This window comes from Pseudomonas sp. GW822-FHT06D10, from assembly GCF_058799535.1.
In genome coordinates this window covers 488284-503077 of the sequence record NZ_JBXALN010000004.1, presented here as the reverse complement: position 1 = coordinate 503077, position 14794 = coordinate 488284, and the positions used below count along the sequence as shown (strand labels likewise).

Below are 14794 nucleotides of genomic sequence, written 5' to 3'. Positions count from 1 at the left end.
CTTATTTTTCCTCCAGCACATGGGTAGCAAATTCCGCCCGCAGGGCATCGATGCCCTCCAGGCGTTGATCAAGATGAGGGCTGCGCGGGGTCAGGCAGGCGACCAGCGCCTCGACCTGGGCCAGCGCCGGCACCAGGGTGTCGAATGGCGACAAGGATTCCACCGGTGCACTGATGACCAGGTCCGCCAGCTCCCGCAGCGGCGAGGCATAGATATCGGTGAACAGCACCACCCGGGCGTTGCGTGCCTTGACCGCGCTGGCCACGCGCATGGCCTGGGACTGGTAGCGGCGGTAGTCGAACAGCAGCACCAGGTCCTGGCGCTGGACATCGAACAGGCGGTCCGGCAGTTGGGCGTTGTCGTCAAGGAAGAAACAGCCCGGGCGCATCAGCCGCAGGTGGTTGAACAGGTAGAGGGCGAGGAAGCTGCTGAAGCGGCCGCCGAAGCAGTACACCGAATGCCGGCTGTCCAGCAGCCAGTCCATGAGCACGCGGATGTCTTCGGGCTGAGTCAGGGCCTGGGTGTCCTGCAGTACGCGCTGGCTGTCGGCCAGGTAGCGGCCCCAGGTATCGCCCTGGGCCACTTGCGAACGCGGGCGCAGCAGGGTGCTGGGGGAGCGCAGGCGGTCGTCCATGTCACTGAGCAGGGCTTCCTGGAATTCGCCGTAGCCGCTGAAACCGAGCTTCTTCACCAGGCGCACGATGGTCGGATCGCTGACCCCGGCGTGTTCCGCCAGGCGTGACATCGGCCCCAGCCCGTTGCGCGGGTAGTGATCGAGCAGGGCCCGCACGACCTTGCGCTCGGAGGGCGTGAGGTCGAGGGCGGGGTCGGTGATCAGGTCTCTGAGAGAGGGCATCGGGGTGCCTTGGAAAGTGATGTCGTTTTTATTTCATAAAATGGCTAAATGGATATTTATGTAATAGACGCTACATGTCTAGTGAATTTTCCTCTGATATCAAATTGCCCTGAAATGGGGCGGTTTCAGGTGGGAATCTGTTGCTGGCGGGGCGGGAAGCCACGGTGCGGGACGTAGGGGAGCGATCGCAACAGGGTCTGGCTTACGCCGAGCAGGCCGAATACAGTGGCGCGACCGCACCGGACAGGCACCAGCGTGCTGTTTTGCAATGAACCTTGGAGGCGGTTGCAGCAAAGATGTTGCATCTGCCCGGCCCGTGTAGGTTTGCCAATCGATAACGCCAGAGTAAACACCGTGCAGGCCACCCGTCTGACCCTGATCTGCCATGCCCGTACCGCCGCCCAGAAGCTGGCGCGTTTTCCCCGGGACGAACCCCTGGAGCTGGACTGGCAAGCCCAGGCCCTGAGCCGCGCCGGTGATTTCAAGCGCAGCATCCGGGTGTTGTGCGGGCCCGAGCTGCGCACCCGCCAGAGCGCCCAGCTGTTCAGCGCCGAGCATGAGGTGCAGGACGCCTTGCGCGACTGTGATTTCGGCGCCTGGCAGGGGCTGCGCATCGATGAACTGCAAGAGCGTGAACCCGAGGCGCTGCAGGCCTGGCTCAAGGACCCGCAGCTGGCGCCACCGGGAGGCGAATCCCTGGCCCAGTTGTGCCAGCGCGTGGCGCAATGGCTGGAGGTCATGGCGCAGCGCCCGGGCCACTGGCTGGCGGTGACCCATCCCTTCGTCATCCGCGCCGTGCTGGTGCAGGTGCTGCAGGCGCCGCTGGCCAGCTTCAACCAGATCGACATCGAGCCCCTGTCCCGGCTCGACCTGAGCCACGCCGGCCGCTGGCGCCTGCGCCTGCCCGGGGCCCCGACGCCATCCCGGTAGCCGCTGCCGAGCCCGCGAGGCTGCGCAAAGGCCCCGGGGGCCTTGCCTGGCCATCTCCAGCCGGACATGCAACGGCCCCAGGCCACCCTTCGCCGGGCCGATGCCCGCCGCCCCAGAGGGCTACAGAGGCATTTCTCATCAGGCCAAAGCGCCGCATACTGCCCCGCTGGCAAAACAGCGAGAGCAAGCCCATGAAAACCCTCCTGGTGATCGGCATCGGCGCCGGCAACCCCGACTACATCACGATCCAGGCGATCAAGGCGCTGAACCGCAGCGACGTGGTGTTCCTCATGGACAAGGGGCCGAGCAAGGATTCCCTGATCGACCTGCGGCGCGAGCTGTGCGAGCGCTACCTCACCGAGCGGCCCTTTCGTTACGTCGAGGCGCAGAACCCCGAGCGCGAGCGCGGCGACGTGGACTACCAGGCCAGTGTGCAGACCCTGAACCGCGACAAGCAGCAGGTCTTCGAGCGGCTGATCAACCAGGAACTGGCGGACGGTGAAACCGGCGCTTTTCTGGCCTGGGGCGATCCGGCGCTGTACGACAGCACCCTGCGCATCCTGCAGCAGATCCTGGCCAGCGGTACGGCGTCGTTCGAGTACGAAGTGATCCCCGGCGTCACCAGTGTCCAGGCCCTGGCGGCCCGGCACAAAGTGCCGCTGAACCGCATTGGCCGCTCCGTGGAAATCACCACCGGACGCCGCCTGGCAGCGGGGCAGGCCGGTTCCGCCGACAGCCTGGTAGTGATGCTCGACGCCGAGGATTCCTACCGCCACCTGCGCAACCAGGGCCTGGACATCTACTGGGGGGCCTACCTGGGCACCGCGGATGAAATCCTCATCAGCGGCCCCTTGGACCAGGTGGCCGATGAAATCCGCCGTGTGCGCCTGCAGGCCCGGCAGACCCATGGCTGGATCATGGACACCTACCTGCTGCGCAAACCCCAGGACTGACGCCTCGCCGGACCCGCGTCGACCGATTGCATCCCGCTCCTGCACGTCTCTTCTGCAGGAGCGGGCTTGCCCGCGAAAGCGCCGGGATGGACGCCGCCGGACCAGCGTCGCCCCCTTCGCCGGCAAGCCGGCTCCTACATCCCCTTCCTGCATTAATCTTCTGTAGGAGCGGGCTTGCCCGCGAAAGCGTCGGGATGGACGCCGCCGGATCAGCGTCGCCCCCTTCGCCGGCAAGCCGGTTCCTACGACGGGCGCGGTGGTGTGGTGCTTTCCAGGCCGCGGCCGAAGCGTTCGCGGTACACCGATGGCGGTACGCCCACCAGGCCGCGAAAGGCCACGCGAAAGCTCTCCACCGAGCGATAACCGCAGCGCAGGGCAATGCTTTCGGTACTCTCGCTGCCGCTTTCCAGCAGTTCCCTGGCCCGGGCCAGCCGTTCATGCTGCAGCCAGGCCTTGGGCGAGGCGCCAGTGGCGTCGTGGAAACGCCGCAGGAAGGTGCGTTCGCTCATCAGCGCCCGGGCCGCCAGTTCGCTCACGCTCAGCGGTTGATGCAGGCGCTCCCGGGCCCATTGCATGACTCGCGACAGGTCGCTGCGCGGGGTACGGCTGACCGGTGCGGGAATGAACTGCGCCTGGCCGCCGGTGCGTTGCGGCGACATCACCAGGCGCCGGGCCACGCTGTTGGCCACCTGAGTGCCGAAATCCCGGGCCACCAGGTGCAGGCAGGCATCGATACCGGCGGCGCTGCCAGCGGAAGTGATCAGCTGCCCGGCATCGACATAGAGCACATCCGGGTCCACCCGGATATTCGGGAAACCCTCGGCCAGCTCGCGGGCGTAGCGCCAGTGAGTGGTGGCGCTACAACCATCCAGCAGCCCGGTCGCCGCCAGAACGAACACCCCGGAGCAGATCGACAGCAGCCGCGCACCGCGTTGGTGGGCCTGGCGCAGCGCTTCCAGCAACTTCGGCGGCGGCGCCTGCTCGCGGCTGCGCCAGCCGGGAATGATGATGGTCCGCGCCTGCTCCAGCAGCTCCAGGCCCCCGTCGGCCAGCACCTGGATCCCGCCCAGGGCACGCATCGGGCCGGGGTCCACGGCGGCGATGGTTTGCCGGTACCAGGGGAAATCGAACTCCGGCCGGGCCAGGCCGAAAATCTCCACGGCAATGCCGAACTCGAAGGTGCAAAGGCCGTCGTAGGCGAGAATCGCCACCAGTCCGGGGTGATTGTGCATTTGGCGGAAAGTTACCAGTCAGTGTCCGGGACGCCACTTTAGCGTGGTGGGGCAGGGCCTATAAAGTCCTTCCCACCTTAATCGCAAGTTTCTGGAGACGCCCATGACCAGCCTGGTCCGCAGCACTGCCGCCGCCCCTTCGGCCATTGCCCTTATGCATTTTTGCAACCGCCTGACCTTTGAAACCGACTGTTCCGACGTCCACAGCAGCCAGGAGGCCGGTGAAGTGGATTTTGTCCTGGTGGATGTGCGTGGCCCCGAAGCCTTTGCCCGTGGCCATGTCCCCGGGGCGATCAATCTGCCCGGGCGCTTGCTCACCGCCGAACACCTGGCCGGTTATCCTCGCGACACCTTGTTCGTGGTGTATTGCGCCGGCCCTCACTGCAATGGCGCGAACAAGGCGGCGGTCAAGCTGGCGGCCCTGGAATACTCGGTCAAGGAGATGATCGGCGGTGTCACCGGCTGGCTCGATGAGGGCTTCCAGCTCAGCACCGGGCAACCGCGCCGCGAGGGAGCGGATCTGTCCTGCGCCTGCTGAAGGGCTGACTCCGCTGGTAGCGGCCTTGGGCGGCGGCTAGAGGGGCTGTGTCGGTAAAAATGGCCCGTTCTGAGGCGAACGTCGGGATTTTCAGGGACAAACGCATCATGCCGGGGCGAGGGAGGAGGCAGAGGATCGCGGGCGCATATTTTTTATAAGTATTTGTCGCATAAACACAATTTGCATCCCGGGAGCCGCTCTAGACTGCTGGCCACTTCGATTTGCCCCCCAATCGAAACCAGCCAATAAAAGCCTCCGTCTCCTGGAGTTATAAATGAACAAGTTTGCGCTGTTCGGTGCCCTGGCACTGTCGCTGTTTTCCTTTACCGCTTCGGCCGACGAGGCCAAGCCGATCCGTATCGGTATCGAAGCCGGCTACCCGCCGTTCTCGATGAAGACCCCCGACGGCAAGCTCACCGGTTTCGATGTCGACCTGGGCAACGCCCTGTGCGAGCAGATGCAGGCCAAGTGCACCTGGGTCGAGCAGGAGTTCGACGGCCTGATCCCGGCGCTGAAAGTGAAGAAGATCGACGCCATCCTGTCGTCCATGACCATCACCGACGACCGCAAGAAGAACGTCGATTTCACCATCAAGTACTACCACACCCCGGCGCGCTTCGTGATGAAGGCCGGCACCAGCATCAAGGACCCGCTGACCGAGCTCAAGGGCAAGAAAGTCGGTGTGCTGCGGGCCAGTACCCATGACCGCTTCGCCACCGAAGTGCTGGTGCCGGCGGGCATCGACCTGGTGCGCTACGGCTCCCAGCAGGAAGCCAACCTGGACATGGTCTCCGGCCGCGTCGACGCGCTGCTGGCGGATTCGGTGAACCTCGACGATGGCTTCCTGAAAACCGACGCCGGCAAGGGCTTCGCCTTCGTGGGCCCTGAGTACAACGATCCGAAATACTTCGGCGGCGGTGCCGGCATTGCCGTGCGCAAGGGGGATCAGGAACTGGCCGGGAAATTCAACAAGGCCATCACCGAGATCCGTGCCAACGGCAAGTACAAGCAAGTGCAGGACAAGTACTTCGATTTCGACGTCTACGGCGAGTAAGCCCGGGCGTTGAAAAAGGTGGTTGCCGGGGGCCGGCAGCCACCTTTTTTGTGCGCCACTGTTTTATTCTGCGCCACGCCTTTTTCTGATCTCCGGAGTTGCCATGCAACGCATCGACCATTCCTTGCCCTGGGGCCACCTGGGCACCCAGCGCCAGCTCAGTGTGTTCCGCTTTGGCAGCGGCCCGCGCAAGGTGTACATCCAGGCCAGCCTGCACGCCGACGAACTGCCCGGCATGCGCACTGCCTGGGAGCTCAAGCAGCGCCTGGCGCAGCTGGAGAACCAGGGGCGCCTGCAGGCAGTGGTCGAGCTGGTGCCGGTGGCCAATCCCATCGGCCTCGACCAGCAGGTACAGGGCAGCCACCTGGGGCGTTTCGAGCTGGGCAGCGGCAAGAATTTCAATCGCGCCTTCGTTGAGCTCAGCGGCCCGGTGGGCGACTTGATCGGCAAGCAACTGGGGGACGACGCCACGGCCAATATCGCCCTGATCCGCCGGGCCATGGTCCAGGTGCTGGATGAGCTGCCAGCGGCTGATTCGCAGCTGCAGGCCCTGCATCGCTTGCTGTTGCGCCATGCTTGCGACGCCGACATCACCCTCGACCTGCATTGCGATTTCGAAGCGGCGATCCACCTCTATGCCTTGCCCCAGCACTGGCCTCGCTGGCAGTCCCTGGCGGCGCGGCTCAAGGCCGGGGTGGCGCTGTTGTGCGAAGACTCCGGCGGCAGCTCTTTCGATGAATCCTGTTCCGCGCCCTGGCTGCGCCTGGCCCGGGACTTTCCGCGGGCGGCGATTCCCCCGGCAAACCTGGCCGCCACCCTGGAGCTGGGCAGCATGGGCGACACCCGGGTGCAGCAGGCCCGGGCCAACTGCGAAGCCATCCTGGGGTTTCTCGCCGAACAGGGGCTGATCAGCGGCGAGTGGCCGGCCGCTCCGCAGCAGTGCTGTGAAGGCATGCCCTTCGAAGGCACCCAGTACCTGTTCGCCCCCCACCATGGCGTGGTCAGTTTCCTGCGCGATGCCGGGGAGTGGGTGGAGCGTGGCGATGCCCTGTTCGAAGTGGTGGACCCCTTGAGCGATCGCGTCAGCACCGTGTGTGCCGGCACCAGCGGCGTGCTCTTTGCCCTGGACCGTGGGCGCTACACCCAACCGGGCATCTGGCTGGCCAAGGTGGCCGGCCGCGAGGCGATTCGTGAAGGCAAGCTGATCAACGACTGAACCGCCACCGCAGGGGGCGATCGGGCGTTGGCTGGCCAGCGCAAGCTGCAGCGCGCCCACCCCTTGATCCGGCGTCACGCCCTGCGCCGGCCAGCCGGCTCCTACGACAGATGTGCCCATGCCCCGAGTGTCGCTGTGCATCCGCCTGCTGTTCGCCCTGTGTCTGCTGGCGGCGACATTCAATCACCTGCGCGCCGCCTTCGAGCATGGCCTGCTCTGGGATTATGGCTACGGCGCCGCCACGCCCCTGCTCAGCCGGGCCTTCTGGGGCTCCCTGACGCTGTTCGATCCGCTGGCGGCGCTGCTGCTGTTGGTGCGCCCGCGCTGGGGCCTGCTGCTGACCCTGGCAATCATCCTGCTGGATGTGCTGCACAACAGCCTCTACGTGGCGGCCCATGGCCAGTGGCTGGAGACCTTCTACCTGTCCCAGGTGGGGTTTGCGCTGGCGGTGCTGCTGTGCTTGCCGCTGGCCTGGCGCGGGCTGGGCAGATGAACACTCGGGACTGGCAGTGCTAGGCTCTGGCGACCCGTTTTTACCCCTTCAAGGAGCTACACATGATCCGCTACCTGGCGCTGTTGGCGCTGCTGGCCGCGCCTTGGGTGCAGGCCGCCGATGTACTGCACGATGACCTGCCGCTCAAGTACCTGGAGCAGGCCCCGGCCGCGCCGCGCAACCAGCCGCTGGTGATTTTCCTGCATGGCTACGGCAGCAACGAGGCCGACCTGTTCGGCCTTCGCCAGCGCCTGCCGGCGAGCTACACCTATGTGTCGGTGCGGGCACCGCAGACCCTGGAGGAGGGCAGCTACCAGTGGTTCCACCGCAAGGGCCAGGGCCCCTACGACGGTGTGACCAGCGAGCTGGCCAGCGGCGCCGAGCTGATCGGCCAGTTTGTCCGCGCGGCGCTGGCCAAGTACCAGACCCAGCCGGACAAGGTGGTGCTGGTGGGGTTCAGCCAGGGCGCGGTGATGGCCTATGAAGTGGGCCTGCGCCATCCGCAGTCGGTGCGGGGCATCGCCGCCTTGAGCGGGAAGATCCTGCCGGTGCTGGCAGCGCAGGTGAAGAACAACCCGAGCCTGCAGCGCCTGGGCATCTTCATCGGCCATGGCACCCTTGACCAGCGCCTGCCCTACAGCGATGCGGTGGATGCCCAGCGCTTGCTGCAGGGGTTGTCACTGCAACCGCAGTTCCATGCCTACCCGGGTCTGGGGCACAGCATCAGCGAAGCGGAGATCGACGACCTCAAGGGCTGGCTGCAGGGGCTCAACCCCTGAGCCGGCACGGGGTTTACTGACCGAGGATCTGCTTCATCAGCGCGGTGTGGCCGGCCTTGTCGGTGGCCCGGGAAATTATCTGGATCACCGCCATGCGTGTGCCGGAGCCGGCAATCAGGGTGGAGTTCAGGGTCAGGCCGCCGCCCATGGTGGCGGTGCTGTCGATCTGGCGCACGCCAAGGCCCTTGAGGGTCATGTTCTTTTCGCTTTGCTTGCTGAAATCCGGCAGCGCCGCGGCCTGTTGCGCGAGAAAGCCGCTGACCGCGTCATCGAGAAAGGCGGCGTCGTTGTCCTGGACCTTGGCCCCATGGGGAATGGTGTTCTGCGCCGCGATCACCACGGTACGGGTGGTGGCGTTGGAATACAGGGTGCCGCTGGCGCCCTCGGTGCCATTGGCCTCGCTGCCGGCCGGCAGTACCGAAGCGCTGAACCCCTTGGGCAGGGTGAAGGCAAGCTTGCCGTCGAGGACTGCGACCTTCTCCCCCGAGGCCTGCCTGGCCGCGGATTTGCTGGCGGCGACCGCGTTCAGCGCGCCCAGGCCCGCCACGGCGGCGAACACCAGGACCAGGGCTTTTCTAGCGAAAGATGACATGCGCAATCTCCGGGCAGTGATCAAAGGCGCGCATCATCCCACGGCCATCGCGGCCTGCTCCACAAGGATTTTTCAGCGCGGCTCCGATGACGGCCAGCCAAGGCTCGTAGGAGCTGGCTGGCCAGCGAAAACTTCCGCCAGCCCGGTGCAAGACTCAAGGGCCCCTGCGCCGGCCAGCCGGCTCCGGCACAGTGGCTCGCAACAGCCGCTTGCTCAGCCCCAGGACCAGCATCGACGCTGCCAGCGCCACCGCGAAGGCGAGCATGCCCAGCGGGGGCAGGGCCAGTGACAGGGCCAGGCAGAAGGCGGCAAAGGCGTACAGGCCGGTGGTCAGGGAGCGCAGCAGCACGGTGGTGAAGGCCACGCCACGACTCTGATGGGAGAACACTGCAAGGACGCTGCCAAGCACCGGGAACACCGCGAGCATGCCGCTCCAGCGTTCGCCGACGGTGCTGGCCAACAGGGTCACGGCCAGGGTCAGCAGGGCCCCGGCGAGCATCCGGTAGGGCAGTTTGTCGGAGCGCGGCCCAGGGCTGGCGGGCAGTTCGCCCACCGGCGGAAACAGCCGTGGGGCCAGGAGCAGGGCGCTGGCGGCGCAGAGGCTGGAAAAACCCAGGGATGGCGGCACCTGGGCGATGACCGTGGCCAGTAAGGCCCACACCAGGGTCGCAATGGCCAGGGCCCCGGGCCAGGAGAAGCGCTGCGCGGCATGGGTATAGGCGACGCTGAAGGCGATCATCGCGAACACCGCCGACAGGGCCGCCACCGCGGCATGGGTGGCGAACACCTGGCCCTGCTCCAGGGCCAGGAACAGCAGGATCGGCCCCACCACCACGGGAAACCCCGCCAGCCAGCCAGCGACATTCGGGCCCCAGCGCTTGCTCGCCAGGGAGATCAACCACAGAAATCCGGGAACGGTCAGCAATTTCAACAGCAGCATGGGCGCACTCGGCGGATGAACGGTGCGCCACGCTAGCATCCAACGAAGCGATTGGCGCGTATCTGCAGGCAGGGAAGTGGTCGGGAGTGAAGTGCAGGGTCGTTTTTTCTTGTACAGATAAAAAGTATTGAATCGATTAAAGGCTTATTTGTACAAGTATTTGGGCTTTAAAGGCATTTTTTGCCGATAAAAATTGTACAAAAATTAAATTGTCGTATAGGTTTTTAAGGTGTGGGATGTGCTGATAGCTGCTCAGTTTTTCAAGGGGCGGCGGTCGCTGCCCACGCTTTTTGGGCTCCGAGGTCAGGCCCGGGTGGAACCGGGGCTGGGTCAGTTAGGTGGTCGACCACCTCGGAGGCCTTTTTTCCTTGGCACGTGCAAGGAATTGCCCGCCCTGCCAGCCTTTCGGAAGCCATGCGCCATGCACGATCCTCTCTCCCAGCACTTTCACGGCATTTTGCAGGGGGTGGGTGAAGACCCGACCCGCGAGGGCTTGCGGGACACCCCGCAGCGAGCCTCAAAAGCCTTGCGTTATCTGTGCCATGGTTATGAAACCAGCCTCGAAGAACTGGTCAACGGTGCGTTGTTCAGCTCCACCAGCGACGAGATGGTGATGGTCCAGAACATCGAGTTGTATTCCCTGTGCGAGCACCATTTGCTGCCGTTCATTGGTCAGGCTCATGTGGCTTACATCCCCACCGGCAAAGTGCTGGGCCTGTCCAAGGTGGCGCGGATCGTCGACATGTATGCGCGACGCCTGCAGATCCAGGAGAACCTCACGCGGCAGATTGCCGAGGCGATCCAGGAAGTGACCCGGGCGGCCGGGGTGGCGGTGGTCATCGAAGCGCGGCACATGTGCATGATGATGCGCGGGGTCGAGAAGCAGAACTCGCTGATGAACACCTCGGTAATGCTGGGGGCCTTTCGCGAGTCGGCCAGCACCCGCCAGGAGTTTCTTCAGCTGTTGCGCAGGCAGCCTTGAATGAAACGCATGCGGCGAGTGGGCGGGGCCCGGTTGCTGTGGCTGCTGGTGCTGCTCAGCGCTACGGCCAGTGCCGGTTGGCAAGAGTCGTTGCCCAATGCGCGGCTGCTGGGCAGCGGCGAGTTCAGCTGGTTCGGCTTCAAGGTCTACACCGCGCGGCTCTGGGGCACGACGTTGCCATTGACGGCCGATAGCCCCTTCGCCCTGGAACTGACCTACCGGCGCACGATCAGCCGCGGCGATCTGGTGCAGTCCAGCCTCGACGAGATCCAGCGCCTGTCCGGCAGCGCGGTGAGCCCGGCGCAACTCAAGGACTGGCAGGCGCAGATGCAGCGCGCCTTCGTCGATGTCGAACCGGGCCAGCGCATCACCGGGGTGTTCCTGCCCGGGCGCGGGGTGCAGTTCTTTGTCGACCAGCGCTTGCAGTACAGGGTCGAGGACGAAGCCTTCGCCCGAGCGTTTTTCGCCATCTGGCTCGACCCGCGCACGCGCAATCCGCAGTTGCGCGCACAACTGCTGGGCCAATAGCGGGCGCAGCACAGGAGATATTCCATGCTCAAGCAATACTTGCTAGTGCTGTGCCTCGGCCTGGTCGCATGCAGCGACACCGACGTCAAGCAGTACCGTGACCAGAAGCCCGAGCTGGAACTGCGGCAGTTCTTCAGTGGTCGTGTCGAGGCCTGGGGCCTGTTCCAGAAGCGCTCCGGCGAGGTGATCAAGCGCTTTCATGTGCAGATCGACAGCCGCAGCGAAGGCGAGAAATTCATCATGCACGAAGACTTCACCTACAGCGACGGCACCCGCCAGACCCGGGTCTGGACCCTGGTCCCCGCGGGGCCCGGCCTGTGGCGCGGGACCGCCGACGATGTGGTCGGCGAGGCTCGGGGTGAGGTCGCCGGCAATGCCCTGCGCTGGCGCTATGTGCTCAACCTGCCGGTGGATGGCAAGACCTACCAGGTGCACTTCGACGACTGGATGTACCTGTTGGACGAAAACACCCTGGCCAATCGTTCCTACATGACCAAGTTCGGCTTCGAGCTCGGGCAGGTGACGCTGTTCTTCCGGCGTCAGCCCGGCTGATCGGGCCGGGTCGGGGCCTCAGGACGGGTCGTCGAGAAAGCGCCCTTGGTGATCCGGGCTCGGCAGTAAACAGACGTCGAGACGGCCGAACAACCGATAGCGATTGCGGGCAATAAGGTCGTAGACCCAATCCCGCAGCGGCCGGGGAACCCCGCGCAACAGCCGCAGCCAGCGCCAGGGCGCCGGCAGTTGCGCCATCAGGCGGATAAACGCATCGGAGCGCTGGGACAGCCGGCCTTCCTCGATCAGCACCACGCTGTCGAACTGTTCGGTGGGCAGGCCGAACCAGGCCAGCAGCGCCTGGCCCTGGGGCGATTGCACCGAGGCCAGCTTGATCCGCCGCTGGGTGTCGTGGCGGATGACGAAGCGCACCGAGGCATTGCACAGCTTGCACACGCCATCGAACAGCAGCACCCGGTCGCCGGGTTGCAGGAAAGGGGGCAGAGGTTCGGGGGGCGTCGCAGTGCTGTTCACAGGGCTACCTTGGGCCAGAAAATACTCACTGCCGAAGGTTTCGGCGCAGGGCACAACCTGCGCAGCATACTCGCCTTGGCGGGGTAAATTCAGGCTTGGGTGCCCGCATTGAAACGTCTAAGCTGGGCCCCTGCGCCAATCCGCCTGGGAAATATCCGTGAAATTCAGCTTGCCGAAAATCGCCACCGCGCCCTTTTGCCCGCCGGAGGTGGCGGGTTCCGTCGCCGTCGACCCCGGCGCTTCCCTGTGGCGCCGCCTGCTGCGCTTTGCCGGCCCCGGGCTGCTGATTTCCATCGGCTACATGGACCCCGGCAACTGGGCCACGGCCATCGAGGCCGGTTCGCGCTACGGCTACAACCTGCTGTTCGTGGTACTGCTGGCGAGCCTGGCGGGGATGGCGGTGCAGTGCCTGTGTTCACGCCTGGGGATCGCCACCGGGCGCGACCTGGCCCAGCTCTGCCGCGAGCGCTACAGCACCCGTTCGGCGCGCACCCAGTGGCTGCTGGCAGAGGTTTCGATCATCGCCACCGACCTGGCCGAAGTGCTGGGCTGCGCCCTGGCGTTCCACCTGCTGCTGGGGGTGTCCCTGAGCACCGGGATCGTCATCACCGCCTTCGACACCCTGCTGGTGCTGGCCCTGCAGAACCGCGGCTTCCGCCGGCTGGAGGCGATCATGCTGGCGCTGGTGGCGACCATTGGCGTGTGCTTCTTCATCGAGCTGCTGCTGATCAAGCCCTACTGGCCGGACGTGGCCCGGGGCTTTGTACCCTCGCTCTCGGCCATCGGCGACGCCGCGCCGCTGTACCTGGCCATCGGCATCCTCGGCGCCACGGTCATGCCCCACAACCTCTACCTGCACACCTCCGTCGTGCAAACCCGGCTGGTGGGCAACGACCGCGCCAGCCGCGCCGACGCCATCAAGCTGGCGCGGATCGACACCATCGGCTCGCTGGCCCTGGCGCTGCTGGTGAACGCGGCGATCCTGATCCTCGCCGCCGCGGCCTTCCACAACACCGGCCACAGCGATGTGGTGGAGATCCAGGACGCCTACCACCTGCTCGACCCGCTGGTGGGCGGGGCCCTGGCCAGCGTGCTGTTCGGCGTGGCGCTGCTGGCTTCGGGGCAGAGCTCGACCTTCACCGGGACCATTGCCGGGCAAGTGATCATGGAGGGTTACCTGAACCTGCGGATTCCCTGCTGGCAGCGGCGCCTGATCACCCGTGGGCTGGCCCTGATCCCGGCGTTCATCGGCGTCTGGCTGCTGGGTGACGGCGCCGTGGGCCAGTTGCTGGTGCTGAGCCAGGTGGTGCTCAGCCTGCAACTGCCGTTCGCCCTGTACCCGCTGATCCGCATGACCAACGACCGGCGCCTGATGGGCGAGTTCGTCAACCGCTGGCCGACCCGGATCCTCGCCTGGAGCCTGTTCGCCATCATCAGCGCGGCCAATGCCTGGCTGATCCTGCAAATGGCCCTGTAGGAGCCGGCTTGCCGGCGAAGGGGCCCCTGGATCCTGCACAAGCCTTGCTGCCGCCTTCGCTGGCAAGCCAGCTCCTACGGGTGGATGAATGGCGCGCTCTTGTAGGAGCCGGCTTGCCGGCGAAGGGGCCCTTGGATCCTGCACAAGCCTTGCTGCCGCCTTCGCTGGCAAGCCAGCTCCTACGGGGCGGGGCGGCGGTCCCAGTAGGGCTCGGGGCCGAATTTCTCGACGAAGAAGTCGATCACCGTGCGCACTTTCACTGACAGCCGTCGGCTGCCGGGCCAGAGGGCGGCGATCTGTTGCGGTTCGAGGCTGGTGGCCACGTCGAAGTCTTCGAACAGCGCCACCAGCCGGCCCTGGTGCAGGGCTTCGCCAATCAGCCAGGAAGGGAACATCACCAACCCCAGGCCCTGTTCGGCGGCCTGGGTCAGGGTGTCGGCGTGGTTGCCGGTCAGCGGGCCCTTGACGCTGTAGGGCGTCCAGTCTGCCCGGCCCTGGCGGAAGAACCAGCGCTGCTGGCCAGTCTCGCCCTTGTAGGCCAGGCACTGGTGCCGCTGCAGTTGCTCCGGGTGCTGCGGGGTGCCGTGCCGGGCCAGGTACGCCGGGCTGGCCGCTACCCGGTAGCGCTGCGGGGCCAGCAGGCGCGCCTGCATCGAGGAGTCTTCCAGGGTGCCGATGCGAAACAGCAGGTCAGTGCCGTCCTGCAAGGGGTCGATGTAGCGGTCGGTCTGCTGGATATCCAGCTGCAGCTTCGGGTAGCGCCCGTGCAGTTCACCGAGCCAGGGCGACAGGTGGCGCTGGCCAAAGACCACCGGGGCGTTGATCCGCACCAGCCCGGCCGGCTCGTCTTGCTGTTCCTGCAACGCCTGTTCGGCTTCCTCCCACTGCGCCAGCACCCGCCGCGCGTGGTGCCCCAACAGGCGCCCGGCCTCGGTGGGGCTGACGGCGCGGGTGTGGCGGTAGAGCAACTGCTGGCCCAGGGCCTGTTCCATCAGTTGGATCTGCCGTGAAATGGACGAGGGCGCCAGCCCCTCGCGGCGCGCCACGGCAGAAAAACTGCCCTGGTCGAGCACGGCGATAAATAGGCGCAGGGCCTTGAAACCGAGGTCGTTGAAGCCGTGCATGGGTCGATCCTGCTGTGCGTTTTGCGCAAAGGTGTTGTCGGCATGCTCCCATTTATCGCAAAGCTTGCGCAATC

General features: G+C 65.6%; 17 protein-coding genes. 11 read left to right on the top strand and 6 right to left on the bottom strand.

Annotation, left to right across the window (positions count from 1 at the left end; all coding sequences use genetic code 11):
- Position 1 precedes the first annotated feature (1 nt).
- Positions 2–856 carry a MurR/RpiR family transcriptional regulator gene (locus AC1RL5_RS16175; RefSeq protein ID WP_011060545.1) on the bottom strand — a complete coding sequence of 285 codons (855 nt, stop codon included), beginning with the start codon at positions 854–856 and terminating at the stop codon, positions 2–4.
- 354 nt (positions 857–1210) lie between these two features.
- Here AC1RL5_RS16175 and AC1RL5_RS16170 point away from each other — a divergent pair, with 354 nt between their 5' ends.
- Both AC1RL5_RS16170 and cobF read left to right on the top strand, forming a co-directional pair.
- Positions 1211–1786 (top strand): histidine phosphatase family protein, encoded by a 576-nt coding sequence (locus AC1RL5_RS16170; RefSeq protein WP_072451403.1) that lies wholly within the window; start codon positions 1211–1213, stop codon positions 1784–1786.
- A 191-nt stretch (positions 1787–1977) separates the two neighbouring features.
- Positions 1978–2739 carry a precorrin-6A synthase (deacetylating) gene (gene cobF / locus AC1RL5_RS16165; protein WP_103408159.1) on the top strand — a complete coding sequence of 254 codons (762 nt, stop codon included), beginning with the start codon at positions 1978–1980 and terminating at the stop codon, positions 2737–2739.
- Between the two features lie 242 nt (positions 2740–2981).
- Here the strand turns inward: cobF and ftrA are convergent, their stop codons facing one another.
- Positions 2982–3971 carry a transcriptional regulator FtrA gene (ftrA, locus tag AC1RL5_RS16160; RefSeq protein ID WP_053150520.1) on the bottom strand — a complete coding sequence of 330 codons (990 nt, stop codon included), beginning with the start codon at positions 3969–3971 and terminating at the stop codon, positions 2982–2984.
- A gap of 103 nt (positions 3972–4074) precedes the next feature.
- Between ftrA and AC1RL5_RS16155 the strand changes: the two genes are divergently transcribed.
- From AC1RL5_RS16155 to AC1RL5_RS16135, 5 genes are all read left to right on the top strand, one after another.
- On the top strand, positions 4075–4509 hold the full coding sequence (locus AC1RL5_RS16155; RefSeq protein WP_011060549.1) for a rhodanese-like domain-containing protein: 435 nt from the start codon (positions 4075–4077) through the stop codon (positions 4507–4509).
- Positions 4510–4783: 274 nt separating this feature from the next.
- Complete coding sequence (locus AC1RL5_RS16150; RefSeq protein WP_011060550.1) at positions 4784–5563, top strand: ABC transporter substrate-binding protein; 780 nt, start codon at positions 4784–4786, stop codon at positions 5561–5563.
- 103 nt (positions 5564–5666) lie between these two features.
- Positions 5667–6779, top strand: a complete 1113-nt coding sequence (locus AC1RL5_RS16145; protein WP_072451401.1) for a succinylglutamate desuccinylase/aspartoacylase family protein — start codon at positions 5667–5669, stop codon at positions 6777–6779.
- A 118-nt stretch (positions 6780–6897) separates the two neighbouring features.
- On the top strand, positions 6898–7272 hold the full coding sequence (locus tag AC1RL5_RS16140; RefSeq protein WP_173476943.1) for a hypothetical protein: 375 nt from the start codon (positions 6898–6900) through the stop codon (positions 7270–7272).
- 62 nt (positions 7273–7334) lie between these two features.
- Positions 7335–8051, top strand: coding sequence for an alpha/beta hydrolase (locus AC1RL5_RS16135; RefSeq protein WP_103408161.1), 717 nt, complete (start codon positions 7335–7337; stop codon positions 8049–8051).
- Between the two features lie 13 nt (positions 8052–8064).
- Here the strand turns inward: AC1RL5_RS16135 and AC1RL5_RS16130 are convergent, their stop codons facing one another.
- Both AC1RL5_RS16130 and AC1RL5_RS16125 read right to left on the bottom strand, forming a co-directional pair.
- The gene (locus AC1RL5_RS16130; RefSeq protein WP_011060554.1) at positions 8065–8643 is read right to left on the bottom strand and encodes a DcrB/PsbP domain-containing protein; all 579 of its coding nucleotides are present in this window, start codon (positions 8641–8643) and stop codon (positions 8065–8067) included.
- A 154-nt stretch (positions 8644–8797) separates the two neighbouring features.
- Positions 8798–9583 (bottom strand): hypothetical protein, encoded by a 786-nt coding sequence (locus AC1RL5_RS16125; RefSeq protein ID WP_093410123.1) that lies wholly within the window; start codon positions 9581–9583, stop codon positions 8798–8800.
- 421 nt (positions 9584–10004) lie between these two features.
- On the opposite strand from AC1RL5_RS16125, the gene folE reads away from it, so the two are divergent.
- From folE to AC1RL5_RS16110, 3 genes are read left to right on the top strand one after another with little or no spacing between them, the layout of a single operon-like run.
- Positions 10005–10565, top strand: a complete 561-nt coding sequence (folE, locus tag AC1RL5_RS16120; protein WP_072451399.1) for a GTP cyclohydrolase I FolE — start codon at positions 10005–10007, stop codon at positions 10563–10565.
- Positions 10566–11093, top strand: coding sequence for a chalcone isomerase family protein (locus AC1RL5_RS16115; protein WP_093410118.1), 528 nt, complete (start codon positions 10566–10568; stop codon positions 11091–11093).
- Positions 11094–11117: 24 nt separating this feature from the next.
- Positions 11118–11645: a DUF3833 domain-containing protein gene (locus AC1RL5_RS16110; RefSeq protein WP_041117266.1), complete on the top strand. Its 528-nt coding sequence runs from the start codon at positions 11118–11120 to the stop codon at positions 11643–11645.
- An 18-nt stretch (positions 11646–11663) separates the two neighbouring features.
- On the opposite strand, the gene AC1RL5_RS16105 is transcribed toward AC1RL5_RS16110, so the two are convergent.
- Entirely contained in the window at positions 11664–12119 is a 456-nt protein-coding gene (locus AC1RL5_RS16105; protein WP_072451709.1) for a thiol-disulfide oxidoreductase DCC family protein, read from the bottom strand.
- Between the two features lie 178 nt (positions 12120–12297).
- Between AC1RL5_RS16105 and AC1RL5_RS16100 the strand changes: the two genes are divergently transcribed.
- Positions 12298–13596: an Nramp family divalent metal transporter gene (locus tag AC1RL5_RS16100; RefSeq protein WP_161467262.1), complete on the top strand. Its 1299-nt coding sequence runs from the start codon at positions 12298–12300 to the stop codon at positions 13594–13596.
- A 179-nt stretch (positions 13597–13775) separates the two neighbouring features.
- Here the strand turns inward: AC1RL5_RS16100 and AC1RL5_RS16095 are convergent, their stop codons facing one another.
- Positions 13776–14720 (bottom strand): LysR family transcriptional regulator, encoded by a 945-nt coding sequence (locus AC1RL5_RS16095; RefSeq protein ID WP_011060561.1) that lies wholly within the window; start codon positions 14718–14720, stop codon positions 13776–13778.
- Between the last annotated feature and the right edge of the window lie 74 nt (positions 14721–14794).